19 protein-coding genes are annotated in these 24,582 nt (G+C 57.5%); 6 read left to right on the forward strand and 13 right to left on the reverse strand.

The features are described from left to right. The first annotated feature begins 3 nt into the window (after nt 1-3). The gene (locus RDV48_10860; GenBank protein ID MDQ7823285.1) at nt 4-1,164 is read left to right on the forward strand and encodes a PAS domain-containing sensor histidine kinase; all 1,161 of its coding nucleotides are present in this window, start codon (nt 4-6) and stop codon (nt 1,162-1,164) included. Then, a complete protein-coding gene (locus tag RDV48_10865) occupies nt 1,164-1,658 on the forward strand; it encodes a TspO/MBR family protein (protein ID MDQ7823286.1) in 495 nt (164 codons plus the stop codon). The genes RDV48_10860 and RDV48_10865 overlap by 1 nt, the downstream gene beginning before the upstream one ends. On the opposite strand, the gene RDV48_10870 is transcribed toward RDV48_10865, so the two are convergent. From RDV48_10870 to RDV48_10885, 4 genes are read right to left on the reverse strand one after another with little or no spacing between them, the layout of a single operon-like run. Continuing rightward, the gene (locus RDV48_10870; GenBank protein MDQ7823287.1) at nt 1,623-2,822 is read right to left on the reverse strand and encodes a glycosyltransferase; all 1,200 of its coding nucleotides are present in this window, start codon (nt 2,820-2,822) and stop codon (nt 1,623-1,625) included. The genes RDV48_10865 and RDV48_10870 overlap by 36 nt on opposite strands. Next, the gene (locus RDV48_10875; protein ID MDQ7823288.1) at nt 2,822-2,956 is read right to left on the reverse strand and encodes a hypothetical protein; all 135 of its coding nucleotides are present in this window, start codon (nt 2,954-2,956) and stop codon (nt 2,822-2,824) included. The genes RDV48_10870 and RDV48_10875 overlap by 1 nt, the downstream gene beginning before the upstream one ends. A gap of 18 nt (nt 2,957-2,974) precedes the next feature. After that, nucleotides 2,975-3,856 carry a carbon-nitrogen hydrolase gene (locus RDV48_10880; GenBank protein MDQ7823289.1) on the reverse strand — a complete coding sequence of 294 codons (882 nt, stop codon included), beginning with the start codon at nt 3,854-3,856 and terminating at the stop codon, nt 2,975-2,977. Next, entirely contained in the window at nt 3,844-4,878 is a 1,035-nt protein-coding gene (locus RDV48_10885) for an agmatine deiminase family protein (GenBank protein ID MDQ7823290.1), read from the reverse strand. Before RDV48_10885 ends, RDV48_10880 begins: the two co-directional genes overlap by 13 nt. A 147-nt stretch (nt 4,879-5,025) precedes the next feature. Between RDV48_10885 and RDV48_10890 the strand changes: the two genes are divergently transcribed. Genes RDV48_10890 through RDV48_10900 form a run of 3 tightly spaced genes read left to right on the forward strand, consistent with a single transcriptional unit; the run spans nt 5,026 to nt 12,097 of the window. Next, a complete protein-coding gene (locus tag RDV48_10890) occupies nt 5,026-7,176 on the forward strand; it encodes a beta-galactosidase trimerization domain-containing protein (protein ID MDQ7823291.1) in 2,151 nt (716 codons plus the stop codon). After that, nucleotides 7,173-10,136: a DUF2194 domain-containing protein gene (locus RDV48_10895; GenBank protein ID MDQ7823292.1), complete on the forward strand. Its 2,964-nt coding sequence runs from the start codon at nt 7,173-7,175 to the stop codon at nt 10,134-10,136. The genes RDV48_10890 and RDV48_10895 overlap by 4 nt, the downstream gene beginning before the upstream one ends. After that, complete coding sequence (locus tag RDV48_10900; protein ID MDQ7823293.1) at nt 10,133-12,097, forward strand: hypothetical protein; 1,965 nt, start codon at nt 10,133-10,135, stop codon at nt 12,095-12,097. The genes RDV48_10895 and RDV48_10900 overlap by 4 nt, the downstream gene beginning before the upstream one ends. Here RDV48_10900 and nagA read toward each other — a convergent pair. The 8 genes from nagA to RDV48_10940 all read right to left on the reverse strand — a co-directional run bounded on the left by nagA (nt 12,094) and on the right by RDV48_10940 (nt 22,301). Beyond that, nucleotides 12,094-13,239 (reverse strand): N-acetylglucosamine-6-phosphate deacetylase, encoded by a 1,146-nt coding sequence (gene nagA / locus RDV48_10905; protein ID MDQ7823294.1) that lies wholly within the window; start codon nt 13,237-13,239, stop codon nt 12,094-12,096. The two genes, RDV48_10900 and nagA, sit on opposite strands and share 4 nt — an antisense overlap. Then, entirely contained in the window at nt 13,196-13,984 is a 789-nt protein-coding gene (gene nagB, locus RDV48_10910; protein ID MDQ7823295.1) for a glucosamine-6-phosphate deaminase, read from the reverse strand. The genes nagA and nagB overlap by 44 nt, the downstream gene beginning before the upstream one ends. Further along, entirely contained in the window at nt 13,975-15,348 is a 1,374-nt protein-coding gene (gene glmM / locus RDV48_10915; protein ID MDQ7823296.1) for a phosphoglucosamine mutase, read from the reverse strand. The genes nagB and glmM overlap by 10 nt, the downstream gene beginning before the upstream one ends. Continuing rightward, nucleotides 15,345-16,694: a hypothetical protein gene (locus RDV48_10920; GenBank protein MDQ7823297.1), complete on the reverse strand. Its 1,350-nt coding sequence runs from the start codon at nt 16,692-16,694 to the stop codon at nt 15,345-15,347. The genes glmM and RDV48_10920 overlap by 4 nt, the downstream gene beginning before the upstream one ends. Continuing rightward, entirely contained in the window at nt 16,691-18,550 is a 1,860-nt protein-coding gene (locus tag RDV48_10925; protein ID MDQ7823298.1) for an alpha-amylase family glycosyl hydrolase, read from the reverse strand. The genes RDV48_10920 and RDV48_10925 overlap by 4 nt, the downstream gene beginning before the upstream one ends. 116 nt (nt 18,551-18,666) lie before the next feature. Next, a complete protein-coding gene (locus tag RDV48_10930; GenBank protein MDQ7823299.1) occupies nt 18,667-21,189 on the reverse strand; it encodes an HNH endonuclease signature motif containing protein in 2,523 nt (840 codons plus the stop codon). Between the two features lie 308 nt (nt 21,190-21,497). Further along, nucleotides 21,498-21,701, reverse strand: a complete 204-nt coding sequence (locus tag RDV48_10935) for a hypothetical protein (protein ID MDQ7823300.1) — start codon at nt 21,699-21,701, stop codon at nt 21,498-21,500. Nucleotides 21,702-21,887: 186 nt separating this feature from the next. Further along, nucleotides 21,888-22,301, reverse strand: a complete 414-nt coding sequence (locus RDV48_10940) for a hypothetical protein (GenBank protein MDQ7823301.1) — start codon at nt 22,299-22,301, stop codon at nt 21,888-21,890. 840 nt (nt 22,302-23,141) lie between these two features. On the opposite strand from RDV48_10940, the gene RDV48_10945 reads away from it, so the two are divergent. Continuing rightward, nucleotides 23,142-23,729, forward strand: a complete 588-nt coding sequence (locus RDV48_10945; GenBank protein ID MDQ7823302.1) for a hypothetical protein — start codon at nt 23,142-23,144, stop codon at nt 23,727-23,729. Between the two features lie 16 nt (nt 23,730-23,745). Here the strand turns inward: RDV48_10945 and RDV48_10950 are convergent, their stop codons facing one another. Further along, nucleotides 23,746-24,339, reverse strand: a complete 594-nt coding sequence (locus RDV48_10950; GenBank protein MDQ7823303.1) for a hypothetical protein — start codon at nt 24,337-24,339, stop codon at nt 23,746-23,748. Nucleotides 24,340-24,582 lie beyond the last annotated feature (243 nt).

Raw genomic sequence — 24,582 nt, forward strand, 5'->3', positions numbered from 1 at the left:
CCCATGGAAAAGTCAAAGGCGCAGCTTGAGTCCCTGGTGAACCTCAACTCATTCCTTATCGAGGTGAACAAGGAAATCATAGAGGACGACCTCTCGAGGCTTGCCGCCATCGTCAATTCATCCCATGACGCCATTATCGGGATGACCTGCCAAGGCACCATCACAAGCTGGAACCCGGCAGCCGAGAAGCTCTACGGCTACTCTCCGGGCGAGGCCGCTGGCATGGAGGCCTCCCTTCTCTTCGCGCCTGAGGGCTTCCAGGAGCTCGGGCAGCACTGTTCCCGGGCATCACGCTGCAAAGAGCCCGAAAGATTTGAAACAATCCACGTGAGGAAGGGGGGCGGCTCGTTCCCCGTCATGGTGAGCATATCACCGGTCCCTGCCCCATCCGGCGGCCTTGCGGGGATATCCCTCATTGTCCGTGACATCTCGGCGGAGAAGGAGGCTGAGGAATCCCTTAGAAGAGCGAGGCAGGAGTTCATCGCCGTCCTCTCCCATGACCTCAAGAACCCTCTTAACTCAGTCATCGGCTACACGCGCCTTCTTGAGCAGCAGCTCGGGAGCGAGCCGCCGGGGAATGCTCACACCTTTGTGACCATGATCAGATTTTCCTGCTCTATCCTCAGAAATCTCATCGAGAATATCGTGGGAGCCTCCTACCTCAAATCAGGGAAAATGACCTTTCATTTCACGGATTTTCCCCTTCATACTCTCTTCTCCAAGCTCTCGGCCCTTTACGAGCCCGTGGTCCTCCAATCCGGCATTGCCCTCACCCTCCAGTGCCCCGAAGGCTCAATGGTCCATGGTGATGAGGAGCGGCTCCTCCAGGTTTTCATGAATCTCATCGGGAATGCAGTGCGCCATGTCAGCGCGGGGGGGAGGATTGAAGTGGTGGCCCGCAGGGAAGGAGACCATTACGGCATTGAAGTCCATGACACGGGGAGGGGAATTGCTGAAGAGGAGCTGGAGGCAATTTTCAAAAAGCACGGGCAGGCTAAGGATGAGCTCACCGGCTCGGGCCTGGGCCTCTTCATCGTAAAGCAGTTCATTGAAAAGCACGGCTCAGAAATCAAGGTCAAAAGCGCCCCTGGCCAGGGAGCGCACTTCTTTTTCAGCCTTCCCGCCTCACAGGCCTTTACTGATCACGAAAGGAGGATGCCCTGATGAGCTTTTCCAGGATTATCAGCCTCATAGCATGCATAGTGCTCTGCGAGGCGGCGGGGGCCCTGGGGGCCCTCTTCACCTCCCGGTCCGTCAGCACGTGGTACCAGGCCATCAAAAAGCCTTTCTTCAACCCTCCGGGCTGGGTTTTCGCCCCTGTATGGACTTTGCTCTACGCCCTCATGGGCATATCACTTTTCCTGATAATAAGGGAAGGATTTAAGAACAGGCCCGTGCAGATTGCCGTGGCGCTCTTTGCCGTGCAGATGGCCTTCAACGTATCCTGGTCATATGCCTTTTTCGGCCTGCGCTCACCGCTTGCCGGGCTCGTGATAATCATCCTCCTGTGGATTTCCATCATCGCCGCCATGATAAGCTTCTGGCCGATCTCCCGATGGGCTTCCTCCCTGTTCATCCCCTACGTGCTGTGGGTCACCTTTGCAATGATCCTGAATCTCTTTCTATACCTCCTCAACAGGAACGCCCCGCCGGTGTGAACGAGCCGGCAGGCCATGGCGGAGCCAGGAAAGATATACTTCCTCTGTGACAGAAACCATCTTTTCTCTGGAGAAATGCGCCTTTACGCGCTCCCTGCTCTTCTCGCCCATTTCACGCCTTTTCTTCTCATCATTGAGAAGCCCTGTCACCCTTGACGCCAGGGCTTCATGATCACCGGGAGCCACCATATAGCCCGTCTCGCCTTCCAGAATGAGCTCCGGCACGCCGCCGACTGCAGTCGCCACGACAGGAACCCCCGCCGCCATTGACTCGAGCACCGCGTTGGGAAAGCCTTCTTCATTCGAGACAAGCACTGAAATGTCAAGGAGAGGAAGGATGGCGTGCACATCAGGCCGCGGCCCGAGCCAGGCTATGTCACCGGCCACGCCGAGGTTTTCCGCAAGGCGCTCCAGATCCTTCTGGATCCCCGAATCCCTCCCGATGCAGAGGAGGCACAGGGGCTGCACCTCTTTCTTTATAAGCGGAAGGGCTCTCAGCAGCATCTCGTGATTCTTGTAGGGGATGAGGTTGGCCACGATTCCTATCACGCCGGCGGTGCCGGCAGGGATAAGGCCTTCCTGCCGAGCCCCGGGTCCTTGACCGTATTTGTCAAGGGCCACGCCGTTATGAATCACCATGACCTTCGAGGGATCGAGCTTCTCTTTTTTTATGGTGTCTTCCCTTACCGCCTGAGAATTGGCTATCACGAGATGGGTCCAGCTGTTGGCGATTATCTCAAAAAGCCTGTGGAGGGGGGTCCAGGTCCTTGTCTTGGAGGTGGACAGGCTTCTCCTGCTCGTGATGACAAGAGGGACGCCGGTGAGATGCCCCATGAAAGCGGCTAAGACATTGGCAGTGTAAAGATAGCCATGGAGCACCTGGATCCGCTCTCTCTTAATCTTTCGTGCAAGGGCCAGGATGTTTCCCAGTACTTTCAGCAGCCTGAGGGGATTCAGGATGTCGCCGAGGCCCCCGATGCGGAGAAAATGGGGAGAGATTCCCTTAGCCAGGCACCGGTCAAGCAGGTCATCCTCTCCCTTGAGCACCACGAGCCCGGGGCTGAAACGCTCCCTGTCAAGCCCCTCAATGAGCTCAAGGAGCTGCCCCTCGGCGCCGCCGCGGCCCAGGGTGCCGATAAAATAAAGTATACTGACCTTCTCCACTATGGGCCCTCGGGAGGTAATGGCTCACCGGTGAGATTGAAAAGGCCCTCAGCCTCGTCAATGGCATTGAGGGCAGGGGGGCAGAAGGATTGGGCAGGGGTATCGAGCGTGCAGTGAGGGCAACGTATGAACATATTGCACCACCTTCTTCCTTAACTCCTGTACCTCTTCAGGATGTCACCGTAAGAATCAATGCGCCTGTCTCGCAGAAAAGGCCAGATACGGCGCACTTCCTCTGTTCTTGCAAGGCTTATCTCCACGGTGACCACCTCATCCCTGTCATAGGAGGCCCGCGCCAGAATTTCGCCCTGGGGCCCGGCGACAAAGCTGTTTCCCCAGAAGAGCTGACCTCCCTTCTCTGCTGAGCAGCCTTCAAAGCCCACGCGGTTCACCGCCACCACGTGGAGGCCGTTGGCTATGGCATGGCCACGCTGCACGGTAATCCACGCTTCAAGCTGGCGGTTCTTTTCCTCCTGCAGGTCCCGGGGATCCCACCCGATTGCCGAGGGATAGATAAGGATATCGGCACCCGCCAGGGCCATGAGCCTTGCAGCTTCGGGGTACCATTGATCCCAGCAGATCATGACTCCCAGGGTGCCCAGGGAGGTTCTCACCGGCATGAATCCCCTGTCACCGGGGGCGAAGTAGAATTTCTCGTAATAGGCGGGATCGTCAGGGATGTGCATCTTGCGGTAGATGCCGCCGATGTAGCCGCCCTTGTCGAATATCACGGCAGTGTTGTGATAGAGCCCTGGGGCGCGGCGCTCAAAGAGCGATGCCACGAGCACGATGGAGGTTTCCTTGGCGAGAGCGCCGTAAAAGTCTGTAAGGGGGCCGGGGATTGGCGCGGCATCGTCAAAGAAGGCCACATTCTCTTCCTGGCAAAAATACAGGCTCTCATGAAGCTCCTGAAGCACCACGAGGCGGGCTCCCCTCCCGACAGCCTCCCTTATGCCTGCGATGGTCCTGTCGATATTATCACTTCTCTTTTCCGTGCAGTGGTGCTGCACAAGTCCTAATGTCAAGGCGCACATGGCAATACTCCTTCCGGCAGGTGCATGGTGACGCAGTGAAGAGAGCCGTGCTGGGCAAGAAGGGGCCGGCAGTTTATTCCCACGGCGCATCTTCCGGGGAAGGCCCCACCCAGTATCTTCAGTGCTGCGCCATCTTGTTCATCATCATAGAGAGGCACCAGCACGGCGCCATTAATCACGAGAAAATTCGCATAGGTGGCGGGGAGTCTCTCTCCTTCTTCATCAATGATGGGCCGCGGCATCGGGAGAGCAACAAGCCGGTACGGCCTCCCCTCGGGAGTCCTGAATTCCCGCAGCCCCGCTTCCATGGATTTCATGGCTTCATAGTGCTCATCCTTTTCATCTTCACATGAAAGATGAACGATGGTGTCATGGGGGCAGAACCTCGCAAGGGTATCCACGTGGGAATCGGTATCATCGCCTGCAAGGTAGCCGGATTCAATCCACAGCATTCTCTGGGCCCCGAGGAGCCTGAAAAGCCTGTCCTCCAGCTCCTCCCTCGTGAGGTGGGGATTTCTGTTGGGGCTGAGAAGGCACTCCGAGGTGGTGAGAAGGGTGCCCTCGCCGTCGCTCTCGATGCTCCCTCCCTCCAGGACAAGCCCTACCGTTTCCAGGGCCACGTTTCCGAAAGCCCCTGCGCGGTGAAGAGTCCGCGAAATCATGTTGTCGAAGCATGCGGGAAACTTCAATCCCCAGCCGTTGAAACCAAAATCCAGAAGCCTTGGCATGCCGTTCTCAAAGACGGTGAGAGGGCCGTGGTCGCGGGCCCACGTGTCGTTCGATTCCATGTAAAAAAAATAGATGTTGTCAAGAGAGGCACCGGCATCGCCCAGTTTCTCTTCGAGATTCTCCCTCGAGGGGATCGTGATGAGCACTTTTTCAAACTGGCTTGCCGTGGCGGCAATCTCCAGGAACACAGGCTCAACAAGCTCAAGTGCGGGAGCCCAGTCCGTCCTTTCGTGGGGCCAAGTGATCAGGATGCCCGACTGTTCTTCCCATTCGGCAGGCATTCTTCTTTTCATTAAAAGATATGTTCTCGGTGGCACCATCTCGTTCCTGCCGGAAAAGCCCGGAAGGAGGCCTCTCTCTCATTCCTCGACCGCGGCAGGATAAATGCCGGAAAGGACGAACTTACATGCAATTTCTGCTATTTCGCGGGGACTTCAAAAATGTCGGCAAAGCCTGGTACACACTCTCACTCTCTCGCGGTGATTCTCATCATAGTCTTGCTGGCATGCCTGTGCCCCTGGCAGCAGTCCCGGGCATCGGCCGTCGAGGCCCCTGCAGCACCTTCGCCGGGGCTCGATACTGAGTGGATACGCCACGCCCGCATTGCGGGAGCAACCTTTCTTGAGAACATGTCAGAAATAACCATAGAAGGCATTATGGACAGCCTTGCCGCAGAAGGCGTCACCGTCGTGGAAGCTGACAGTTTTCTCGCATGCTATCTCACCGATGCCCAGTACAACTCCCACATGGACCTGGTGAGGAAAGTGGCGGCCAGCGCCCACCGGAAAGGCCTCAGGGTGGTATGGTGCTCACCGGCCCTCGCTTCGGTTACCCCCGGCGGGAGGCTCAGAGACAGGGGCACCATGGCCCTCGATCATGCCGACTGGCTGCAGCAGAGCTTTGACAGGCGCCGGGTCCTCGACCTCAAGAACGAGGAAGAGAGGGAAAAGGCCTGGCGCAGCGCTTTCAATGATGAGACGCTTAACTACTTTTACGGAGCGGGCGCCGCGGGAGAGAGCTCGCCCGATGAGACGGCCATCCTCTGCCCCAACTCCCCCTACCGGGAGTATTATTTCGAGAGAATCAAAAAGCTGGCCGCGACTGGTGTGGACGGCATATGGTTCGACGGGGCGATCTTCAACACGACGGCAGCCAGGTGGCCCTGCGCCGACAGGCACTGCCAGTCGAGGTTTTCTCAGGACACCGGCCTGGGGTTCCCCGGGAGAGCCTTCTTCAGCGAGCCCTCCTTCAGGGCCTGGATAGCCTGGCGCCACAGGAACCTGGCAGATTTTCTCGGTGAGGCGGCCAGGGAGGCCCGTGAAAAGAACCCGGAGCTGCGGTGCATCGTTTCCGTGCCCGGCTGCGATCACCTCGCGGTGACGCAGACAGGGCTCGATGGCCTCTTCCTCGGGAAAGGGCTCGACACCGTCTGGATCGTCGATGCCATAAGCGACACTACGGGGATGAGAGATGCAGAGACCGCTGACTGGCTCTCTCTGATGGTAACTTTTAAATACTGCGGGAGCGCCGCCGCCACGGAGGGGAAGTGGGCTTTCTCATACGGCTCTGAAGAGAGCGACGGCCAGCTTGTCCTCGCGGCGCTGCTGGCGGGACAGTTAAATCCTTATGAGACCCGCATTCCCTCAAAAGCCACCTCGGTGGGCAGGAGCTACAGAACCAGAATGTTCTCCTGGGTAAGAGACAATGAAAAGTCCCTTTTTGACACGCAAAGCGCTGCTCCCGCCGCCATCCTCTACTCGCCCGAGACAAGGGATTTTGTCGATGGCACAAGGAGCGGGGGGTTCTATCTCACGCCCACGCCGCCCACGCCGGCCGTAAAGTGGTGGATAAGCTCCCGCGACATGGTGCTCGGCGAATCCTTTTACCTTTCAGAGTATAAGGGCTGGGGCATCTTTTTCATCGTGAATCACATTCCCTTCGACATCATCTCCCTCACGGCGGCAACAGCCGAATCCCTTGCACGGTACCGCGCCGTCGTGCTTCCCAATACGGTGTGCCTTTCAGACTCATCGAGCGCAGAGCTCCACCAGTATGTGAAAAACGGCGGGAATCTCATCGTCACGGGAGGCGATGCCGCCCGTTGCGATGAAAAGGGCACCACGAGAGCCGAGCCCTGCTGGAAAAAATACACAGGCCCTGATTTCCGGCAGTTTACCGAGACAAGGGAAGGCCAGGGCTCCTTTTTCATTGAGCCTGCACTGGCAGGAAGGGCTATGCTCCCCGGCGGCTCGATGAAAGAGTCTCCCCGGATCCTCTCCTATCTTGAGAATAAGGGCGTGAAACCCCTTATTGAGGGCAAGGCCCCCATATACGTGCAGTGTTACGAAGGCAGGGGCGAGCTGGTGCTTCATGCCGTCAACTACGGCTGGACAGGCAATAAGCCTCTCGCCGTGAAAAGCGAAAAGGCAAAGATAGCGATCCCCCTCGGCGAGGGGAAAAAAGCCGCCTCAATCACGGCCTCGGCGCCGGGGGAAGAGGAGCAGACGGTGCCTTTCTCCATGGAAGGGAACAGGGCCGTCTTTACCATTGAAGTGCCCATCAACAGGCTGATCAGGGTGAGGCTGGAATGAAGCACCGGAACCATCTCATGCTGTTTTTACTGGCCCTGCTCATGGTGGCGCTCACCGCGTGCCAGGCGTCCGCTGCTTCTCCGGGGGGAAAGCTCCTCGTGCTTTACAAGGAGCGGGACAAATTTGGCAGGCCCAATGCCGATTACGTGGCAACCTTCCTTAAAAAGGCCGGTTATATCACTGAGTTCAGGGACATAGAGGCCCTCATTGCAGAGAAAGAATCTGATCTCACGGGCTTCCAGGGCCTTGTCACCTGCTACCAGGGGACCGATATGAAAGGCGCGGACCGCTACCCTGCCTTCCTCCTCAAACAGATGGCCCAGGGGAGGAAAGTGGTGATCATAGGGAGCTACGGCGCATTCCAGGGCCTTGACATGGCTCCCGAGGGCCATCTTGTGCCGTGGAATGTCTCAACAAAGACCATCAACACCTTCTTCTATCCTTTCGGCCTCAAGTTTCTCTTCGGGTGGACCGGAGATTCCTCCAAGCTGGAGGCCACCTTCCGCGACCCCTCGATGGTGGAGTACGAGGCGCCCCTGCTGAAAGAGCACCTCACCTATTACCAGTATTTCAAGAGCGTCAACAAGGACAACAAGGTCTTCCTGGAGCTCCAGAGGACAGACTTCCGCGATTCGAAAAGCGCCGCCGTCGTGATTACGCCGTACGGCGGACTTCTCATGGAGGGCTACGGCTTTTTCTGGGACGCAAAGACGGGGAAAGTAATCCAGCGCGTCAACATGGAAAAATTCCTGGCACGTGCCCTTGAGGGGCCCTGCCCCCCCGTAGTGCCCCAGTTCACCGTCACTTCCCATGAGGAGCTGCTGAAAGCCAATCCTCTTCCTCCTTTCAAGGAAGCAAGCCTCGGCACCCCGAAAGGGAGCGAGAAGCGAAAAGTCCTGGTGCTTTATAAGAAGAGCGAAAACAGGAAGCTCGATGAGAATCCCTTGAGGAGGCGCGGTGAGATTGTCCTCAATTACCTGGGGATGGTGCCTGTCTATAAGCCTGTGGAAGAGGGACTCCCCGGCGCTGATGAGATGACTTCATACCGCGCGGTCATTACATGGTTTTCCGGCCCTTACATGAAGCAGGCCGAGGAATACGGCAAGTGGCTGATAAGACAGGTGGAGAGCGGCATCAGGGTAGTCATTCTGCAGAACTACGGGGCCTTCATCGACGGCGACAACTTCGTGGAGTCGCCGAATTACCGCAAAGTTTTCAAGGCACTGGGCATGGACTGCAGGAAGCTGAAAGACACGGCGGCCGGAAACCTTCCCGGTATCACCCTCTGCGATCAGGCCATGATAGGCTTCGAGCACAGGCCCGCAGTGCAGGATCTCGATTACTATTATGTCTATACCTCGAAAGATGAGGCGAACAGGGTGTACCTGAGCCTTCTCGACAACGTGAACGGCACCGTTGATCTTGCCGTCATCACCCCCCATGGAGGTATGGCGCTTGATACCGCTCCCTACTATGAGCCCCTCATGAACAAGGGGAAGAGGCTCAAGCAGATAAAAGAAGCACAGGCCGGCTATATCGAGGAGCCTGAGCCCCTCGGTGCATGGATAATAAATCCTTTCCTCTTTTTCGAGAAAGCGCTGGCGCTTGAAGCCGTCCCGGTTCCGGACTGCACCACCATCAACGGCAACAGGATCTTCATGTCCCATGTTGACGGCGACGCCTTCACCTCCATCTCGCTCATCGACAGGATGCGCCTTGCCGGCGACTATGTCATCGAGGAGATCTTCAAGGTTTACCCGGGGCTCCCGTTCTCCGTATCACTGATTACCAACGACATCGAGCATGACGGCAACGAATATTACAACCAGGCGCTTGAGCTGGGCCGGGCCATGTACCGGCTCCCCAACGTGGAGCCGGCAACGCACAGCGCCGACCACCCCTTCGACTGGCAGAGCGGCGAGCTCTACGTGGCCAATCCCGAGCACTATCCCTGGAAGATCGGCTACCGCGACCTGGACCTCACCTTGGAGATATGGGCGAGCAAGCTTTTCATGGAGAAAAACATACTCCCCGCGGGAAAGCCCTGCCCCTCCATCTTCTGGAGCGGTGCCTGCAACCCTGATGCCGCGGCGGTGAAAATAGCCGGGCAGTCGGGCCTTCTCAACCTCAACTATGGCAATCCCATGCTCGACGGCACCCATCCCTCCATCGCCTACCTCGTGCCCCTGGCCCTCTCCCACGGCGGCCTTCTCCAGGTATGCAACATGGGGGCCAACGATTACATCTACACCGGCTATCTGCTGGGCGACTGGGGGGGAATGAAAAACGTGGTGGAGACCTTCAAGAATACGGGCTCGCCTCGCAGGCTCACGGCCATCGATCTCTATTATCACTTCTACGGGGGTATCAAGCAGGTGAGCCTCGACGCCCTCAAGTACGCCCTGGATTACTGCCTTGCCTGCGAGATCGCCCCCGTGTATGCAAGCCACTACTGCAGGATCGTCAATGACTTCTATGCCACCTCCCTCGTGAGGGAGCGTGACGGCTGGTCCGTCATCAACGGGGGGAACCTGAGAACTGTGCGGTTCAATGGCACCGTATACCCCGACATTGAGCGCTCAAAGGGGGTAATCGGTTATTGCCACTCCCAGGGGCAGACCTATGTGCATCTTGACGGCAGTGCTGAAAGAAGGATTGTGCTTGCCTCCGGGGCCATTCCCTTCCCGCACCTGCGGCAGGCCACCTTCTCCGTTGACAGGGCCTCTCTTGCAACGGGCTCAATTGAAATGGAAGCCTGGGGATTCGGGAAAGCCCGTTTCCTCATTGCAGGCCTCGCTCCCTCGACGTCATACAGAGTGAGGCTCTCCCTTGAAGGGGGAGAGATGCTCTGGGAGAAAGATCTCCCCGCTGCAGAGAATGGGACACTGCTGGTGGAGGAAATGCTCAAGGCGCCGGTGAAGCACTACCGGCTCAAAATCACAAAGGAAGCCCGGATATGAGAGCACTGAGAATCTTTCTCATCACCACCATAATCGTGCTCGCCATGGCAGCGGCGTGGTGCGGCGCTGTCGAATCGGGAAAGCCCGAGATTGCCCCTGCCCTCACTGAAAAGGAGCTTTCCGGGCCCTCGGGGGAAGATGACCCCACCTTTATCAGAGAATATACCGATGCCCTTCTGCTTGAAACGAACGGCCACAGGGAGGCGGGACTCTACAAGCTCCAGCTCCTCGCGGAAAAGTTTCCAAGGAGCGTCAAGGTGTACCGCAAGCTTGCCGAGATGGCCATCAACGTGGACAACAGGGCCTACGCCATCCAGATGCTCCAGAAAGTGGCACAGCTCTCGCCCGGGGACGCGGGAGTGCGCCAGACCCTCATGGAGATTTACCGCAGCTACCAGATGCCGGTGCTGGAGATCCTGGCGGCCCGTGAGCTGCTGAAGCTCGAGCCGAAGAACACCAGGGCCCTTGAGCGCCTCGCCGAGCTTTATCCCGCCCAGGGCGTCACCTCCCTGGAAATCGAGATGAGGGAGCGCCTTAAAAAGCTCGAGCCCAAAGATTACCAGAACCTTAAAAGCCTCGCGCAGGCCTTTGTTTCCGAAAGCGACCTCTGGGAGGAGGTCCTCGTCTACCGCGACATCACAAGGCGCTTTCCCGGCAAGGTCAATGACCTGAAAAGGCTTGCCTATCTCTATGGCCTGAATTTCGACCGCTACGACCAGCTTCTTGCCCTCAAGGAGGTGCTCCGGCTCCAGCCGGGCAATACCACCATAAAGAAAGATTTCAGAAATGTCTATGAGGCTCACCGGAGAGACCAGGGCATAAGGGATTACATGTATATCGGCTCCCTTTTCCCCGGCTCACGGCTCCAGGGCTACGCCTACAAGGATGAGCTCTCCACCCTTTACCGCAGGAATTACCTTTTCAACATTTATCCCTCACTCCCTGCGGGCGTCACTTATATACACTCCAATTATGACGACATGCGCGATGCGGGCGTAAACCTGGGATACGAGAAGGTCTTTCTCTTCGGCAGGGGCCACGTGGGCGTTGATGCGATGTACCGTAACTCATGGTTTGCCCCGAAGCCCCTCTCCGGGCTTGAAGGGCAGCTCAACATCAATTCCACTTACGTGGGCCTCAATTACGAGCTGAGAAACCGATGGGAGAGCAACATCCTCTACCTTCAGGGAGGCCTTGTCTCCGTAGACTGCCCCGACAGGCTCAGGGCCCTGCCGGGCTCGGGCAACACGCCGGAAAACAACGCGTGGCTTCAGCAGAACAATCTCGGCGGGTCCACGCCGGTGTGGCGTGCTGATTACTTCACAAGGCACGCCAAGGGCTTCTGGTCCGATATATACGTGGACAAAGATATCGTCCAGGACACGGGGGCCTTCGTACGGCTCATGACAAAAACCGGCTACGGCATCGGCATGGCTTATATATGGCCCAACGGTGCGAATCTCTCCGCCTGGGGCGATTTCGCCACCCTCTCCGACGGGAATGCCCGCCAGTATGGAAGGGTTCTTTTTGACTACCCCCTGCTCTCCACGGGCCAGATAAGGGATCTCAAGACCGCTGTGCGAGGCTACATGCGCGATCTCCCCGACGCGGGGCTCGACGTGATTTACCAGGGCGACTCCATCAACAACAACTTCATCAGCCCTTACTATGAAAGCTTCCAGGGCGAGTGGCAGAACAGGGCGAAGCTTGCCGGCGTCGCAAGGCTCGGCAAAAATGTCTATTTCAACGCAGAAGGATCGTATATCTGGGGCAAGGTCCTGGAGTACGGCAGGGAGTACCGGGCAGGCTTCCTTATCGTGGAGCCCATCCCGCAGAACACCCTCGAGGCTTATTACGTGACGGGCTTCCAGAAAATCCGCGACAACACCCAGGGCTCGGTCTTCTACTCAGGCGACAGCTGGGCCGAGGGCTTCGAGGTCCGCCTCGGCTGGCATTTCTAGACGACGCGCCTTCCCTTGAGAAACACTGCCTTTACGGAGAGCTCCCTGTCGGCAACTACTATATCGCCGTCGGCACCGGGCCTGAGAGAGCCTATGCGGTGCTCAAGCCCCAGCAGCTCGGCCGGGTTGAGCGTCACCGTCCTCAGAGCTTCCTTGAGCTCCACTCTCCCATGCGTGATGAAATTCCTTACCGCGCCGGGAAGAGGCAGGGTCCCCCCCACGAGGACGCCGCTTTTTGTCCGCGATGCCGAGGACTTCACCGCGAAATCAGGCGATGCGTCGGTGACCAGGATGATTCGTTTCATTCCCTTGGTGCGGGCCACGATGGTGAGGAGCGCCGGATGGATATGCTCGCCGTCGGCAATAAGCTCCGTATAGACCTCATCATTGACTAGAAGGGCGCCGGCAGCACCGGGCTCCCTCTGGTGGATGCCCCGCATGGCGTTGAAAAGATGGGTGGCAAGCCTCACCCCCCTCTTCGCCGCCTCCTGCATCTTGTCATAATCGGCGTTGGTATGGCCTGCCGAGGCGATAATGCCGCGGGAGCAGAGAAAGCTGATGAAATCGAGGGCTCCCTCTTTCTCAGGAGCAACAGTGACGATGCGGATCGCTCCCCCGGAGAGGGCTATGAGCTGCTCCATCTCGCCCCGGGGTACCATGCGTATAAACTCCCTGTCGTGTACCCCCTTCTTCTCCTCTGAGATGAAGGGGCCCTCGAGGTTGACTCCCAGCACCTCCGGGATATCCCCATGGACCCCTCTGAGTGAGACGATTGCCCTGGCTATCGTGCCGTAAGGGGCCGTCATAAGGGTGGGAAGGCATGAGGTTGTTCCCCTTGCCAGGTGGGCGCCGAGAGCTCTTATGGCGGAATGGAGGTCTCCCTCGTTGAAGTTTACGCCCAGCGCCCCATGAAAATGGATATCGATGAATCCCGGGAGGATCAGGCAGTCTTTGAAGCGGTGCACCTCAGCATCATGGGGGGAGTCCATGGCCCCTACGGCCTCTATTTTTCCTTCTCTCAGCAGCACGGCACCCTCTTCAAGCTCCTGAAGAGGCGTAATCACCGCTCGGCCTGTAATAAAAAGAGCCTTGTTCCCTTCAGGCAAGATACTCCCCGACCCTTCCCTTGTGCTCATAGACATACCGGTAATACTCCTTCTGCGCGAGGAGCGCCGAGGACTCCTCATCGACGATGAGCTTCACCGAAGGGTGAAGCTGCAGGACCGATCCGGGCACCGACGCCGTCACGGGCCCTTCGACGGTGGCGCGGATGGCATCCTGCTTTTTTACCCCTGACGACATCAGCACAATAAGCCGGGCCTCCATCAGGGTGCCGATGCCCATGGTGAGCACGAAGCGGGGCACCATCTCCCCCTCGAGAAAACACCGGGCATTATCCTGGACCGTGGCCTCCGTGAGGGTCTTTACCCTGGTCCGGGACCTGAGCGAGGAAGTAGGCTCATTGAAGCCGACATGGCCGTTCCTGCCGATGCCCAGGAGCTGAACATCAATGCCGCCTGCACGCCTTATGGCCTCCTCATACTCCCGGCAGTGGCCGTCGATATCCCGGGGCTTTCCCTTGAGACGGTGGATATTCTCACGCTTTATGTTGACCTGCGAGAAAAGATTGGTATCCATGTAAAAGGCGTAACTCTGGGGATGGCTCTCTTCCAGGCCTATATATTCGTCGAGATTGAAGGTCCGGACATGGCTGAAGTCCATCTCGCCTTTTCGATAGAACTCAATGAGCCTCCCGTAGACGCCCAGGGGAGTGCTGCCCGTGGCGCACCCCAGTACGAGGCCGGGCTTTTTCTTCCACTCCTCGAGGACAATCCCGGCGGCCTCGTCGCAGATGGCATCATAATCAGCCTTGATAATCACTTCCATGCCATTATCTCCTCTATCTCCCTTGTGAAAGCCCCCAGGGCATCTTCTGCAGCAGCCCGGGTCCTCGCTTCGGCGAAAACCCTTATGATGGGCTCGGTGTTCGAGGGTCGAACATGGAGCCAGTATCCCGGGAAATCAAGCTTGAGGCCATCGTCGGAATTGAGAAGGGCTTTTCCCTCATAACGCTTTTTGAGCTGGCGGACAAGGCGCGAGGCCTCTTCCCTGCTCCCGGGAATCTTTGCCTTCACGAGGCAGTATGCGGGAGCCTTCTCGGCAAGCTGTGAGACCGTGAGGGACGTTTTTGCCATGGCTTCAAGAATTACCGCCATGGCCGTGAAGCTGTCCCTGCAGGGATGGATGGCCGGGATGATGACGCCGCCGTTCCCCTCTCCTCCCACGGCCACTTCACCGCCAAGAGCGCACATCCGCTCGACGACATTTATTTCACCTATCCTTGTGCGCACGACAGGCACCCCGAATTCAGCAGCCACGTCATCAATGGCCCTTGATGCCGAAAGGTTGGTCACCACCGTGCCCCGTCTCTGCCCGAGGATGTGGCGGACCGCAAGGACCAGCGTCATGTCCTCACCCATGGGCTCACCTTTCTCGTTGACCACGGCAAGCCTGTCGGCATCGGCATCCTGAACAAAGCCCACGTCGGCCTCCTCGGCGGTGACCTTCCTGCACAGCTCGGTGATATTCTCCGGGAGAGGCTCGGGGGGATGGGCGAAGGCGCCGTCAGGGATCTCATTGATGGCCGCCACGGTGCAGCCCAGCTCCTCCAGGAAGCGCCTCGAGAGGACGGCCCCTGCGCCGTTCGCGCAGTCCACGGCTACCTTGAAGCGCCGCTTCCTTATTGATTCCACGTCAAAATAGGAGAAGAGCTTCTCGAGGTGGGGTTTCGTCGGATCGGCGACTCTTTTCACGGGACGCTGTTTATCGACGCCTGCAAGGGAGAACTCGCCCTGGTGGTAGATATCCAGAAACTCCTTCACCTGGATGCCGTTCAGGAAGAGGCCCTCGCTGTTGATGAATTTGAGGCCGTTCCATTCCTTGGGATTGTGGCTTGCCGTTATCTCTATTGCTCCCGAAGCCCGCGCTTCCCTGGTGTATATCATGATGGAAGGCGTGGGGCAGATGCCGATATCAACAGGACGGCAGCCCACGGAAAGAAGCCCCGAGAGCACGGCACCTTTGATCATTTCCCCGGAAGTCCGTGAATCGCGGCCCAGAATTACCGTGCCCCCTCCCACGTAAGTACCGAAAGCCTGTGCCATGGCAGCGCAGAGCTGCGGGGTGAGGCTCTCGCCCACGATACCCCTCACTCCTGATATGCCAATCTTCAGCGATGTCTTGATTTTCATTTCACCATGGGGGAGAAAAGGTGGATGATGGTATCGACCTTTTCCTGCGCCCTCTCCTTGCTCAGGTCCTCAACATAGATTCTCACCATGGGCTCGGTGGCAGAGGCTCTCAGGTGAATCCAGCCGGTCTCGGTGTCAAGCCTGAGACCGTCTCCTGTCTCTCTCCAGTCGCCCGGCATGAGCCTGGGCATCTCGTTCACGATGGAATATGCCCGGGGAAGGGGGCATGCAATCTTATCCTTTACAAGATAAGCCTGGGGAAGGCGGCCCACAAGGCCCGCCATGGGCTCGCCGCTCAGGGCCATGGCTTCAAGCACCATCGCAATGCTGAGAAACCCGTCAAAGGCAGGCTGAAAGGCCGTAACGGCAACTCCGCCGCTCCCCTCGCCCCCGATAACGGCATCTTCTATCAGCATGGTCTCTGCCACGCTGGACTGTCCCACTCCGCTCCTGAAGAGGGGGCAGCCCCTCGAGCGGGCCACTTCCTCAACCATCCGTGAGGTCATCACTGTCGAGACCACGGCCCCCGGGTTCTTCGCCAGGTATGCCTGGGCGATAAAAGGGAAAGTATACTCCTCCGAAAGGGCCTCTTTATGGGAAGTGATGAGAGAGATGCGGCTTACGTCGCTGTTGGTGACGAAGCCGGCGTGCGCCCCGAGGACTCCCATGATGGAGGCCACCTGCTGCGCATTGCGGATTCCCGGCTCAGGATCATGGGGAAAGAAGCCGCTCGGCTCATTGTTTACCGCGATGATTTCGCATCCCAGGCGGCTGCCCAGCTCATCAACAAGGCCCGCCCCGGCTCCGTTGCAGCAGTCAATTACCGCCCGCAGGCCTGCCCGGCTTATGGCATCGGTATCAACAAAGGCACAGAGCGCGTCCAGATAAGAGCTGAAGGAGCGGTCGAGAGCCCTGGCATGGCCCAGGCCGTCAACGGCCACCTTGGCGAACTGGCCAAGGTGATAGAGATCGAGGACTTCGTCGCCCTGAAAGGTATTAAGATAGGTGCCTTCACTGTTGATGAAGGTAAGGGCATTCCAGTCCTTGCCGTTGTGGCCTGCCGAGATGGAGATGGCGCCCCTTGCGCCGAGTCGCTTCACCATGAACTGGAGCACAGGCGTGGGGCAGACGGCCAGATCCAGGACATCGCAGCCCGTGGAGACGAGTGCTGAAATGGCGGCTTCATGGAGCATGGGGCCCGAAGGCCTCGTGTCACGGCCGACAAGCACAGGGCCTTCACCCAGGTATGTGCCGAAAGCGCAGGCGAAATTCAGCACAAGCTCGGGAGTGATGGTCTCCCCCACTATTCCCCTCACTCCCGAGATACCAATCTTGAGAAGCTTCATGAGGTGCTCCTGAGAAGGAGAAAGCTTTCACCGGGAACGGAGGGAATGGTGAGCCTGCCCTCTTTCACCCTGAAAGAGCCTCCTCCCGGCAATTCGTTAAACAGGCGGTGCTCGCTTATCCCGTGAAGGCCCGCTTCAAGCTCAAGACCCATGCAGGGCACGGGGGAGCGGTTTGCCACCAGGATGACAATTTCGTCAAGGGATTCGCGCTTGAAGGCAAAAAGGTCCTCACCGCCATGGAGGATCTCGAAGCCGCCCTCCGCCAGGGCCGAAGAGGAGCGCCTGAGGGATATGAGCTTCTGGTAAAGGCTTCTGAGCTCCCCGTTCCAGGCCTCGCTGTTCCATGGGAAGCACTCCCTGCAGCCGGGATCACGCTTCCCCGAGAGGCCTATCTCGTCGCCGTAATAGACGGAGGGCACTCCGGGATAGGCGAAAAGCACGGCGGCTGCCATGGCGGCCATGCGCCTGTTCCCCTCGAGGATATGAAGGATCCTTGGCGTATCATGATTGCTCAGGAAATTAAACTGCCTCCTTGCGGTAATCCAGGGGATCGCTGCCATGAACTGCTTCCACGTGGCAAGGAGGTCACACGTTGAGAGCTTTTTCACCTTGATCTCCTGGAAGCCCTTGATCCACCAGAGCTCCTGGTGAGAGAGCCAGCTCCAGAAAGGGAAGGCAAACCCCTGGTAGTTCATCGAGGCATCGAGCTCATCGCCGCCAAGATGGGAAGTGCCGTCGAAAAAGTGCTCCCCCACGAGATACGCCTCAGGGCGCTCCCCCTTGATGACACACCTCAGCTCCCTTCCCACCTCGTGGCCGAGCTGCTGCTCGCCCTGCCGCGCGAGCATGTTGGCCACGTCTACTCTCCACCCGTCGATGGAATAGGGCGGCTTCATCCATTTCCTCACCATGGAGTTGTCGTCGCGGTACATGATGCCCCGCAGGACCTCGCTGCGGTAATTGAGCTTGGGAAGGGTCTTTACTCCCTTCCACATCTCATATTCCCCCGGATGCCGGTAGAAGGTGAAAAACTCGGCACTGGGAGCGCCGGGATCCCTGAGGGCCTCCTGGAACCAGAGGTGGAGCACGCCGCAATGGTTGAGGGCCACATCCAGGATCACCTTCATGCCGCGGCCACGGGCGCTCTCCATAAGGTCGGCGAAGGCATTGTCACCGCCCAGGGAGGGATCGACGGAAAAGTAATCTATGGAGTCATACTTGTGATTGCTGGGAGCTGTAAAAATGGGATTCAGGTAAAGGGCGCTCACTCCCAGGTCAGAGAGGTAGTCAAGCCTGTCGGTGATCCCCTTCAGATTCCCCCCGAAAAAATCCACGTTTCCTGCCTGCTCATGGGCAAGAGGTGCCTCGCCCCAGGACCTTTCAATACGGGTGTAGCCATCGTAGTGGTAAGCACCGTCAACGGCAAAACCCTCGCCCTTGGCGAAACGGTCGGGAAAAATCTGGTAAAAGACGGCGCGGTCTGTCCAACAGGGGTGCTGATCGCCCGCCACTATCCTGAAGTCGCTGCTGTCAGGCAGGGTTGCCCCCGCAAGGCCTGAAGCAGTGTACCACCACACCTTCCCCTCGTGGAGCAGAAAGAAGCGGTAGTGGTTCACCTTTTCATGGACCTTCAGAGTGCCCTCCCACCAGGAGGAGACTCTGTCGTCGTAAGCCTTGTGCATCGGGGAGATCTCCTGCTCCCCGTCAGGGGAGGTCCTGAGTGCCACCTTTTCCGGTACAAAGGCGCAGGGCATGCGAAGCCTCACCGTCACCTCGTCTCCTATGGAAGGGGCAAGGGACGAGACGAAGAGCGGCGAGCCGTCATGATGAATTCCTTTGAGCAGCCTGGTATCCATAATGATATGATTCTCCGTCTCCTCCTCTTTTTCCGCTTTTCAGAAAACCGGGGACTCTCTTATGGATGGGCCCTGCCAGATGATTGTTAAAAACCAGAATCGGGAGGCCAGTCTGTTCAAAGCCTTTCTTTTGAGCCGTTCCCGTACACCAGGAAAGGCTCCCCGTCTTCAGAGGATCCGAAGGTGAAGGTGAGGTCGTGAGGCGACCGGCCCCCGATGGTGAGGGTCCTGAGCCTGTGCAGGATATGGAGGTGGTGTGCCTCGCAGAGCACGATGAGGTTCCACTCGTCATCGGTGCCGCCCTGGGAGCGCCTGATTATGTGATGGACATGGAGACCCCGCCGGCATCGGCAGCCGGGGACCTGGCAGCGGAAACGGTCGCGCTTCAGGATCTTGTGGTGATGGGCAGCTTTTTTCAAGGTTCTCTCGGTCCTGAGATAATCAGCGAGCAGAGCGGCAAGGAATCTCTCTTCCGGGAGTCCGAGGCTGTCGGCGTCTTCCGCCTGGGCAAGCCTGGAGAGAAAGGCATGGGCCGCGAGGTTCCAGACTTCATAGAGCTCCCGGGGGAGGAAGAACTTGATTGTCATAGCGCCTCTCCCCGCCGATGACGAACCGCCGCCTGAAAGGATGTCCAGGAGGAAAATCTCCTCGGGGCACTCACCCATGGGGATGGTGCAGGCTTCCAGGGCTTTTTCCAGTGACTGATGACAGGAACACATTGGGTTTTCGCATCCATGCCCATGGGGTGCCTGCTCTTTCCCATTGCATGCCCCCGCATACAGAGGATCACTCCCCGACTGGTTTTCGAGGCCCGCACACAGGCGCGAATCTTTTTCAATTTTCGTGGAAGCCCCAGAGGCCCTCATCTCTTCCACATCGCTGAAATACTTCCAGGGCGCATCGAGGCGCCTGTCCCGGTAGACGACGAGCTCCTCGTCGTCTGACCGAAGAGGCCACGAGAGATTGAGAGAAGGGCCTGTATACCAGGACCCGCTCCTTATGATGTCCTGCACCTTCTCCGGCAGGTCATGGAATCTCTCGTCGGTGACATAGCGGAATCCGGGAAGGAGCGTGTAGGTGTGAGGGACCAGGCAGTCATATTCAAGGATCCGGGTGACACGCCCAGCCTCTTCCCTGAGGTCCGCCGTGGGCACGCTCGCAGCGTAAGCGATCCACTGCTTCTCATTCCTGGAGTCCGCCACGGGAAGAATGAGGCGGGCCTGCTCCCTGGTGATGACGCCCTTTTTGAAGGCTTCTTCTATGAGGGAGTGGCGGTGGAAGCCCTCGGCGAGCCTGATGAGCTGGCGGGTCTGGGCCATCGAGAAGCCGCAGCGATCCACGGCGTAGTCCTCGATGAACTCAAAGCCGAGAAGGCGGTTGAGCTGCCTCTCGTCCACCGCCCGCAGGAGCATCCCTGTGGCCACGTCGAGCCTCTGGCGGATTGAGGCGGCCTTGATGAGGCGGCTCGCAATCGCCCTGGCAGAAACCGCGCCGGCTTCCCCGCCCTGCCGGCATTCTTCCAGCCACGAAGGGAAGAAGATGCTCCAGGGTGATGACCACGGATTTTCACCGGCCTCTCCCGCGCCATCCTGCCCGACAACCTCATCAGGATTGTTGATGCGGCGGTTGCCCATCCGCCTCTTCAAGAGAGGCACCCGGGAGAATATGGGGCGATTCCCGGCGGCATCAATGGCCGGAAGCTCCGGAGCGACTATCCCTGAGGCCAGGAAGTTCGCAAGGAGCGCCTCGACGAAGCCCGCCATGGGCCCGTCGTAGTGCTCTTTGTCCCTGAAGAGGGAGAGGGCGAAGTCCCAGGTGAGGGCAAGGGAGGGCGCCACGCTGAAGTACATCATCGTGCCCTCGGCGCCGTGCTCATCATCGCAGGCCTCGCCCGCTGTGGAATCCATCGCTGCCTCGGCGCAAGATCCCTGATCCGCCGCAGTATTCTCACCGCACCCGGAGGCTCGCCTGCCCGCCATGCTGCTGCCGGAAGGGGTCACTGATCCGGCCTTTCCTTCCACGAGTGCCCTCTTCACCTCACGCTCGAAGCGGGAAAGCGGCATGCTCTCGGCAAGAGCGGCCCACTCCCCCTCGTTCTCAGGGGTGGCGACCCTCGAGAGGTGCCTGAGGGCGCTCTTGGCGATTTTTCCCTGGAGATAGGCTTCCCGGGTGAGGGGGAGCGACTTGAGAAGCTCGAAGTTGTGCATCAGCTCCGACGCGGTGCGCCCCGAGAAAGAGAGATGCTCCGTGGCGAAAGTCCCCATGGAGCGGTATCCCAACTGATCAACTCCTTTCGATTTCAGAGTAACGAGAAGGCCGCCAAGCACAAGATCCAGTGCCAGGCGGCCTCTGACTGCCTCACAGAGGGTGAAATCGATTTGAGATGCCCGCTCATCCCTGTCGATGGAGCCGAAGGACACGTCCTCCGAAAGCTTTTCCGCTTCGGGAATGAGGCCCTCCCTGGTGATCTTGATCAGGTGCTCGGGCCTGCATGAGGTTCCCGAAGGAATCTCATAAGGCTCCGGCAGAAGAAGCATGTCATCATAATCCTGAGACGAAAAAGGATCAGCGAGATGAAGAAGCTCCTCTTCATCTGGCAGGAAAGTCGAGTGAATGATTGAGGCATCAAACGTATCCATAAAATAATCATACCATATTACAAAGGGAAAATCAAACAGGTTGACCTCGTAAAACCCATTCACAGAGAGGATAGAAGCACATTGCAGGATGCCACCAGGAAGGCTGAAATATGGAAAGGGGGGCAAAAATGACCTTCCCTGCCATCAGGCGCCATCTACGGGGCCTTCAGGCACTCTTCCCGCTGTCTCAATGAGCCGCTCCCGGCCACCGGCTTGCCCGGAATTTTTTTTGCCAAGCCACACCGGTCTGATACATAGGGGCAAGTTTTTAGCCATCTAAAGCTTTTTCCGAAATCAGAAGGCTTTTCCTATCCGTCAAGGATACTACTTACATGGTGACCCTTGGCGCGTTTGGAAGTGTTCTGACAGAGAAAGAAGCTCTCGCCATCCATAAGCAAGGTCCTGAAGCTGTTGTTTTCAAGCTTCTTGAGCTTGCGCAGAGCCTTCAGAAAGAGATTGAAGAGAGACAGCGCCTCCAGGCGAAGCTTTCTGAACTCGAGCAGGAGGAACATAAGGCAGACATTTCGACACCATCCGGCTCACTATTGATGCCCTCTATGATAATCTTGCGGAATACATCAAAACAGGGAAACTACCGCCATTTCCCGAATCAGCACCTTCAGGACACTAAAAACTTACAAGCCTCCTTTTTCCATATTCCCCTGGAGAAAACACTCCGCTTTTGCTTCAGGGACCTGTCAGAAGGTGGAGGCTTTGTTCAGGACAGCCCCGCAATTGCTGCACAGGCTCCCCTGTGCTCCAGAATTGAATGTGGAATTGCAATACTCGCATACCATCAAATCAGTTCTGGCTTTCAATGCGGGAAAGACATACAGGTAGCCATCCATATATTCTATTGAGCATGCCTTTTCGTGCACCAGGTGCAGGAGCACTTCAATAACCTTGGTTTCTTTTATGGAGAGCTCCGATACGGCACGTGCCAGGGTGATCTCGCCTCTGTTCTCCCTTGCTATCCGGTATATCTGCTCTCTTATCCACCGGGGGTTGTTTTTCTTCATATCCTCGCATAGGCGGCATGTGGCTCTTGCAATGCCTGAAACCAATTGTCTTGCCGCATAATCAATGACTCTTCCCGTAAATTCATCCATCATACTTGAGCTTTGACTCCGGGGGGGCAGGGGAGCACCCCTTTCGCCTCTTCTTGCACTCGTGCGTCTTTCCGGTTCAACTGGCTCGAAGCGGAACATCTTCATCACACCCTTTTATTCTCCTGAGATAATCATACACTGTCCTGAAGCATGAGTATGTATTATTTTACCAAAGTCTGAGCAAGCTCACGAGGTTTTTTCTCTTGAGCTGAGCACAGGCAATGGCAGGAAAAGCTCCAAACACAACGTTGCATTGACGTGAAGGACTGACAAGCGGCGGTTCGTGGCTGCCGCAGTTTCTCCCTTTTGAAGTGGACCGGAGACCTCTGGCGCCTTATCGCCGGCGGAAGCGGGAGGCCCGGGAGAACTCGTCCGCTGTAACTGAAGAAATTATCCTCAACTGAAGAAATAAGGGTAGTAAGGGCTCTGGTTCTGCGCTTACAGGACAGGGAGTTTCAGCTCGCTCTCCAGTCTTTTTCCTCGCACTGACGCACCGATTCCCGAAATTCTTCTCTTTTTGATCCCTTTTCACCGCCCTCCGCCGGAAAATTTCCAGACTTTTCCCGAAATTTCTTGTATACTATCTTCTGAGGCCGGGGGGCGCCGGGATCTAAGTTCCTATCCTCCAAAAACCTCTCCGGGCTTCAGTGTGCTTGCTTCAAAGAGGAAGGCGGCGGGGGCCAAAGAATATTGAAATGATACCTTTGCCTTTTTCAAGGTGAGAAAAGTCATCTGCAAGGGCAGGAGTTATTTCGATATCGTCGGCATCTGGTCGGGCCTGGTATTCAAATCCTACCGCAAGACGGACAGGGGATTCTATCTCGCTGAGTGAGAGGAGGCGCCATGGAAGATAAAATTGACTACCACCGCTTCATGGAGTCCATGTTCTGCGGCTGGTGCTACGATAACAGGATCGAAGGCTACCGGCGCTACGAGAATGTCTATAACTATCTGGAGCACCAGCTTCTTGAGCAGCACAAGGTCGGAGTATCCCTCCACACGGCCTGCGGGTACAAAAGCCCGAGGAGATTTCACCACAAGATGAGGGACTGGCTCACGCTCCGGGATCCCATACCCATGAAATTTCTCAAGGCCCTCAAGGTGGACATGGATATCCTGGAGACCACCCTGAACCTCGACAGGAAAGAGTTTCAGCGCATCGTCGAGAAAAGGCCCGTACCGGCCGTCTTTGTCATCTGCCGCTCCCCTATAGCTCCCCAGACCTGCAAAATCCCCCCCTCGGAAACCGAGGAGGAGGCCATAGAGTATGTAAGGAAAGTGGCTGTGACGCACAAGATTCCCTGCCTCATCGAGTGCCCCGAGATAAAGACCATCTGGTGCGATCCCGAAGGCAAGGTGCGCAGCACCCTCTTCCCTCCCTCAATGAAGGTCACGGCGCGCCATGTCAGGTTCTCCTTCCTGAGGGAATGAGCCGGCTGCGGGAAATTCAGTCCGAGCCTCCCAGGGCCGAAGCCCACTTGTCGGCAATCTTCATCATGACCTTGAACCTTTTTGCCGCTGACTCGGCTATCATCAGGGTAATCTCGGTGTTGAGGTCATAAAGGATGGTGAGGAGCTTGACAAGGTGCTTCTGGCGGGCCGCCTCGTTGATGACGGCCATATCCCCGGGGTCAGGCACATCGGCCTTTTTCGCCATAATGGAGGGAGAGCGGCTCCCCCCGGCGATCAGCCATTCATTATGCGCCACCTTATCAGCATCCCTTTCTTCCAGGACTGGTGCTGCCATTTCTCTGCCGGCCGGTACAGTCTCCTGAGGCAAAGACGGCTTCCCGGCAGGGACCTGCTCAACTCCTTCCTGACGGGTTTCCGCCGCGGGCCTGCCTTCCCCCGGGAGGCACTCCTCTCTGCGGCTCTCAAAGGCATCCCACACTATCTCATAGTCATCCTCGCCTGCCTTTTCCTGGTCAGCTCTTTTCAAAAACTGCCTCCCAAGGCCCACATGCTGCATGTTCTGAAGAAACCTCCCAATCGAGGGGGCCGTGATGGCCGCCATTGCCATAAGATCTCCCGTGAGTGTCATTGTGCTCTCTCCTCTCTCTTGTGCTCACTATCAGTCTAACAGCTCCATATTGCATGGCGATGAACAGCACTTTAAATTCACTGAGGTTTTTGTTACAATTTTGTGCAGCCTTTCAAGGGAACAGGCTCCATGGGTGCCGGAAAATGTGCATGGCTGGGGTTCAGCCCATGGCTTCATGCTTACCAAGGAGGAGAATTTCGCAGGGCACAGAAATTCGGGGAGATTTATCATGACCGGGTGGGA

It is taken from the genome of Candidatus Eremiobacterota bacterium, from assembly GCA_031082125.1.
In the GTDB taxonomy this organism is placed as follows: domain Bacteria; phylum Vulcanimicrobiota; class CADAWZ01; order CADAWZ01; family Ess09-12; genus Ess09-12.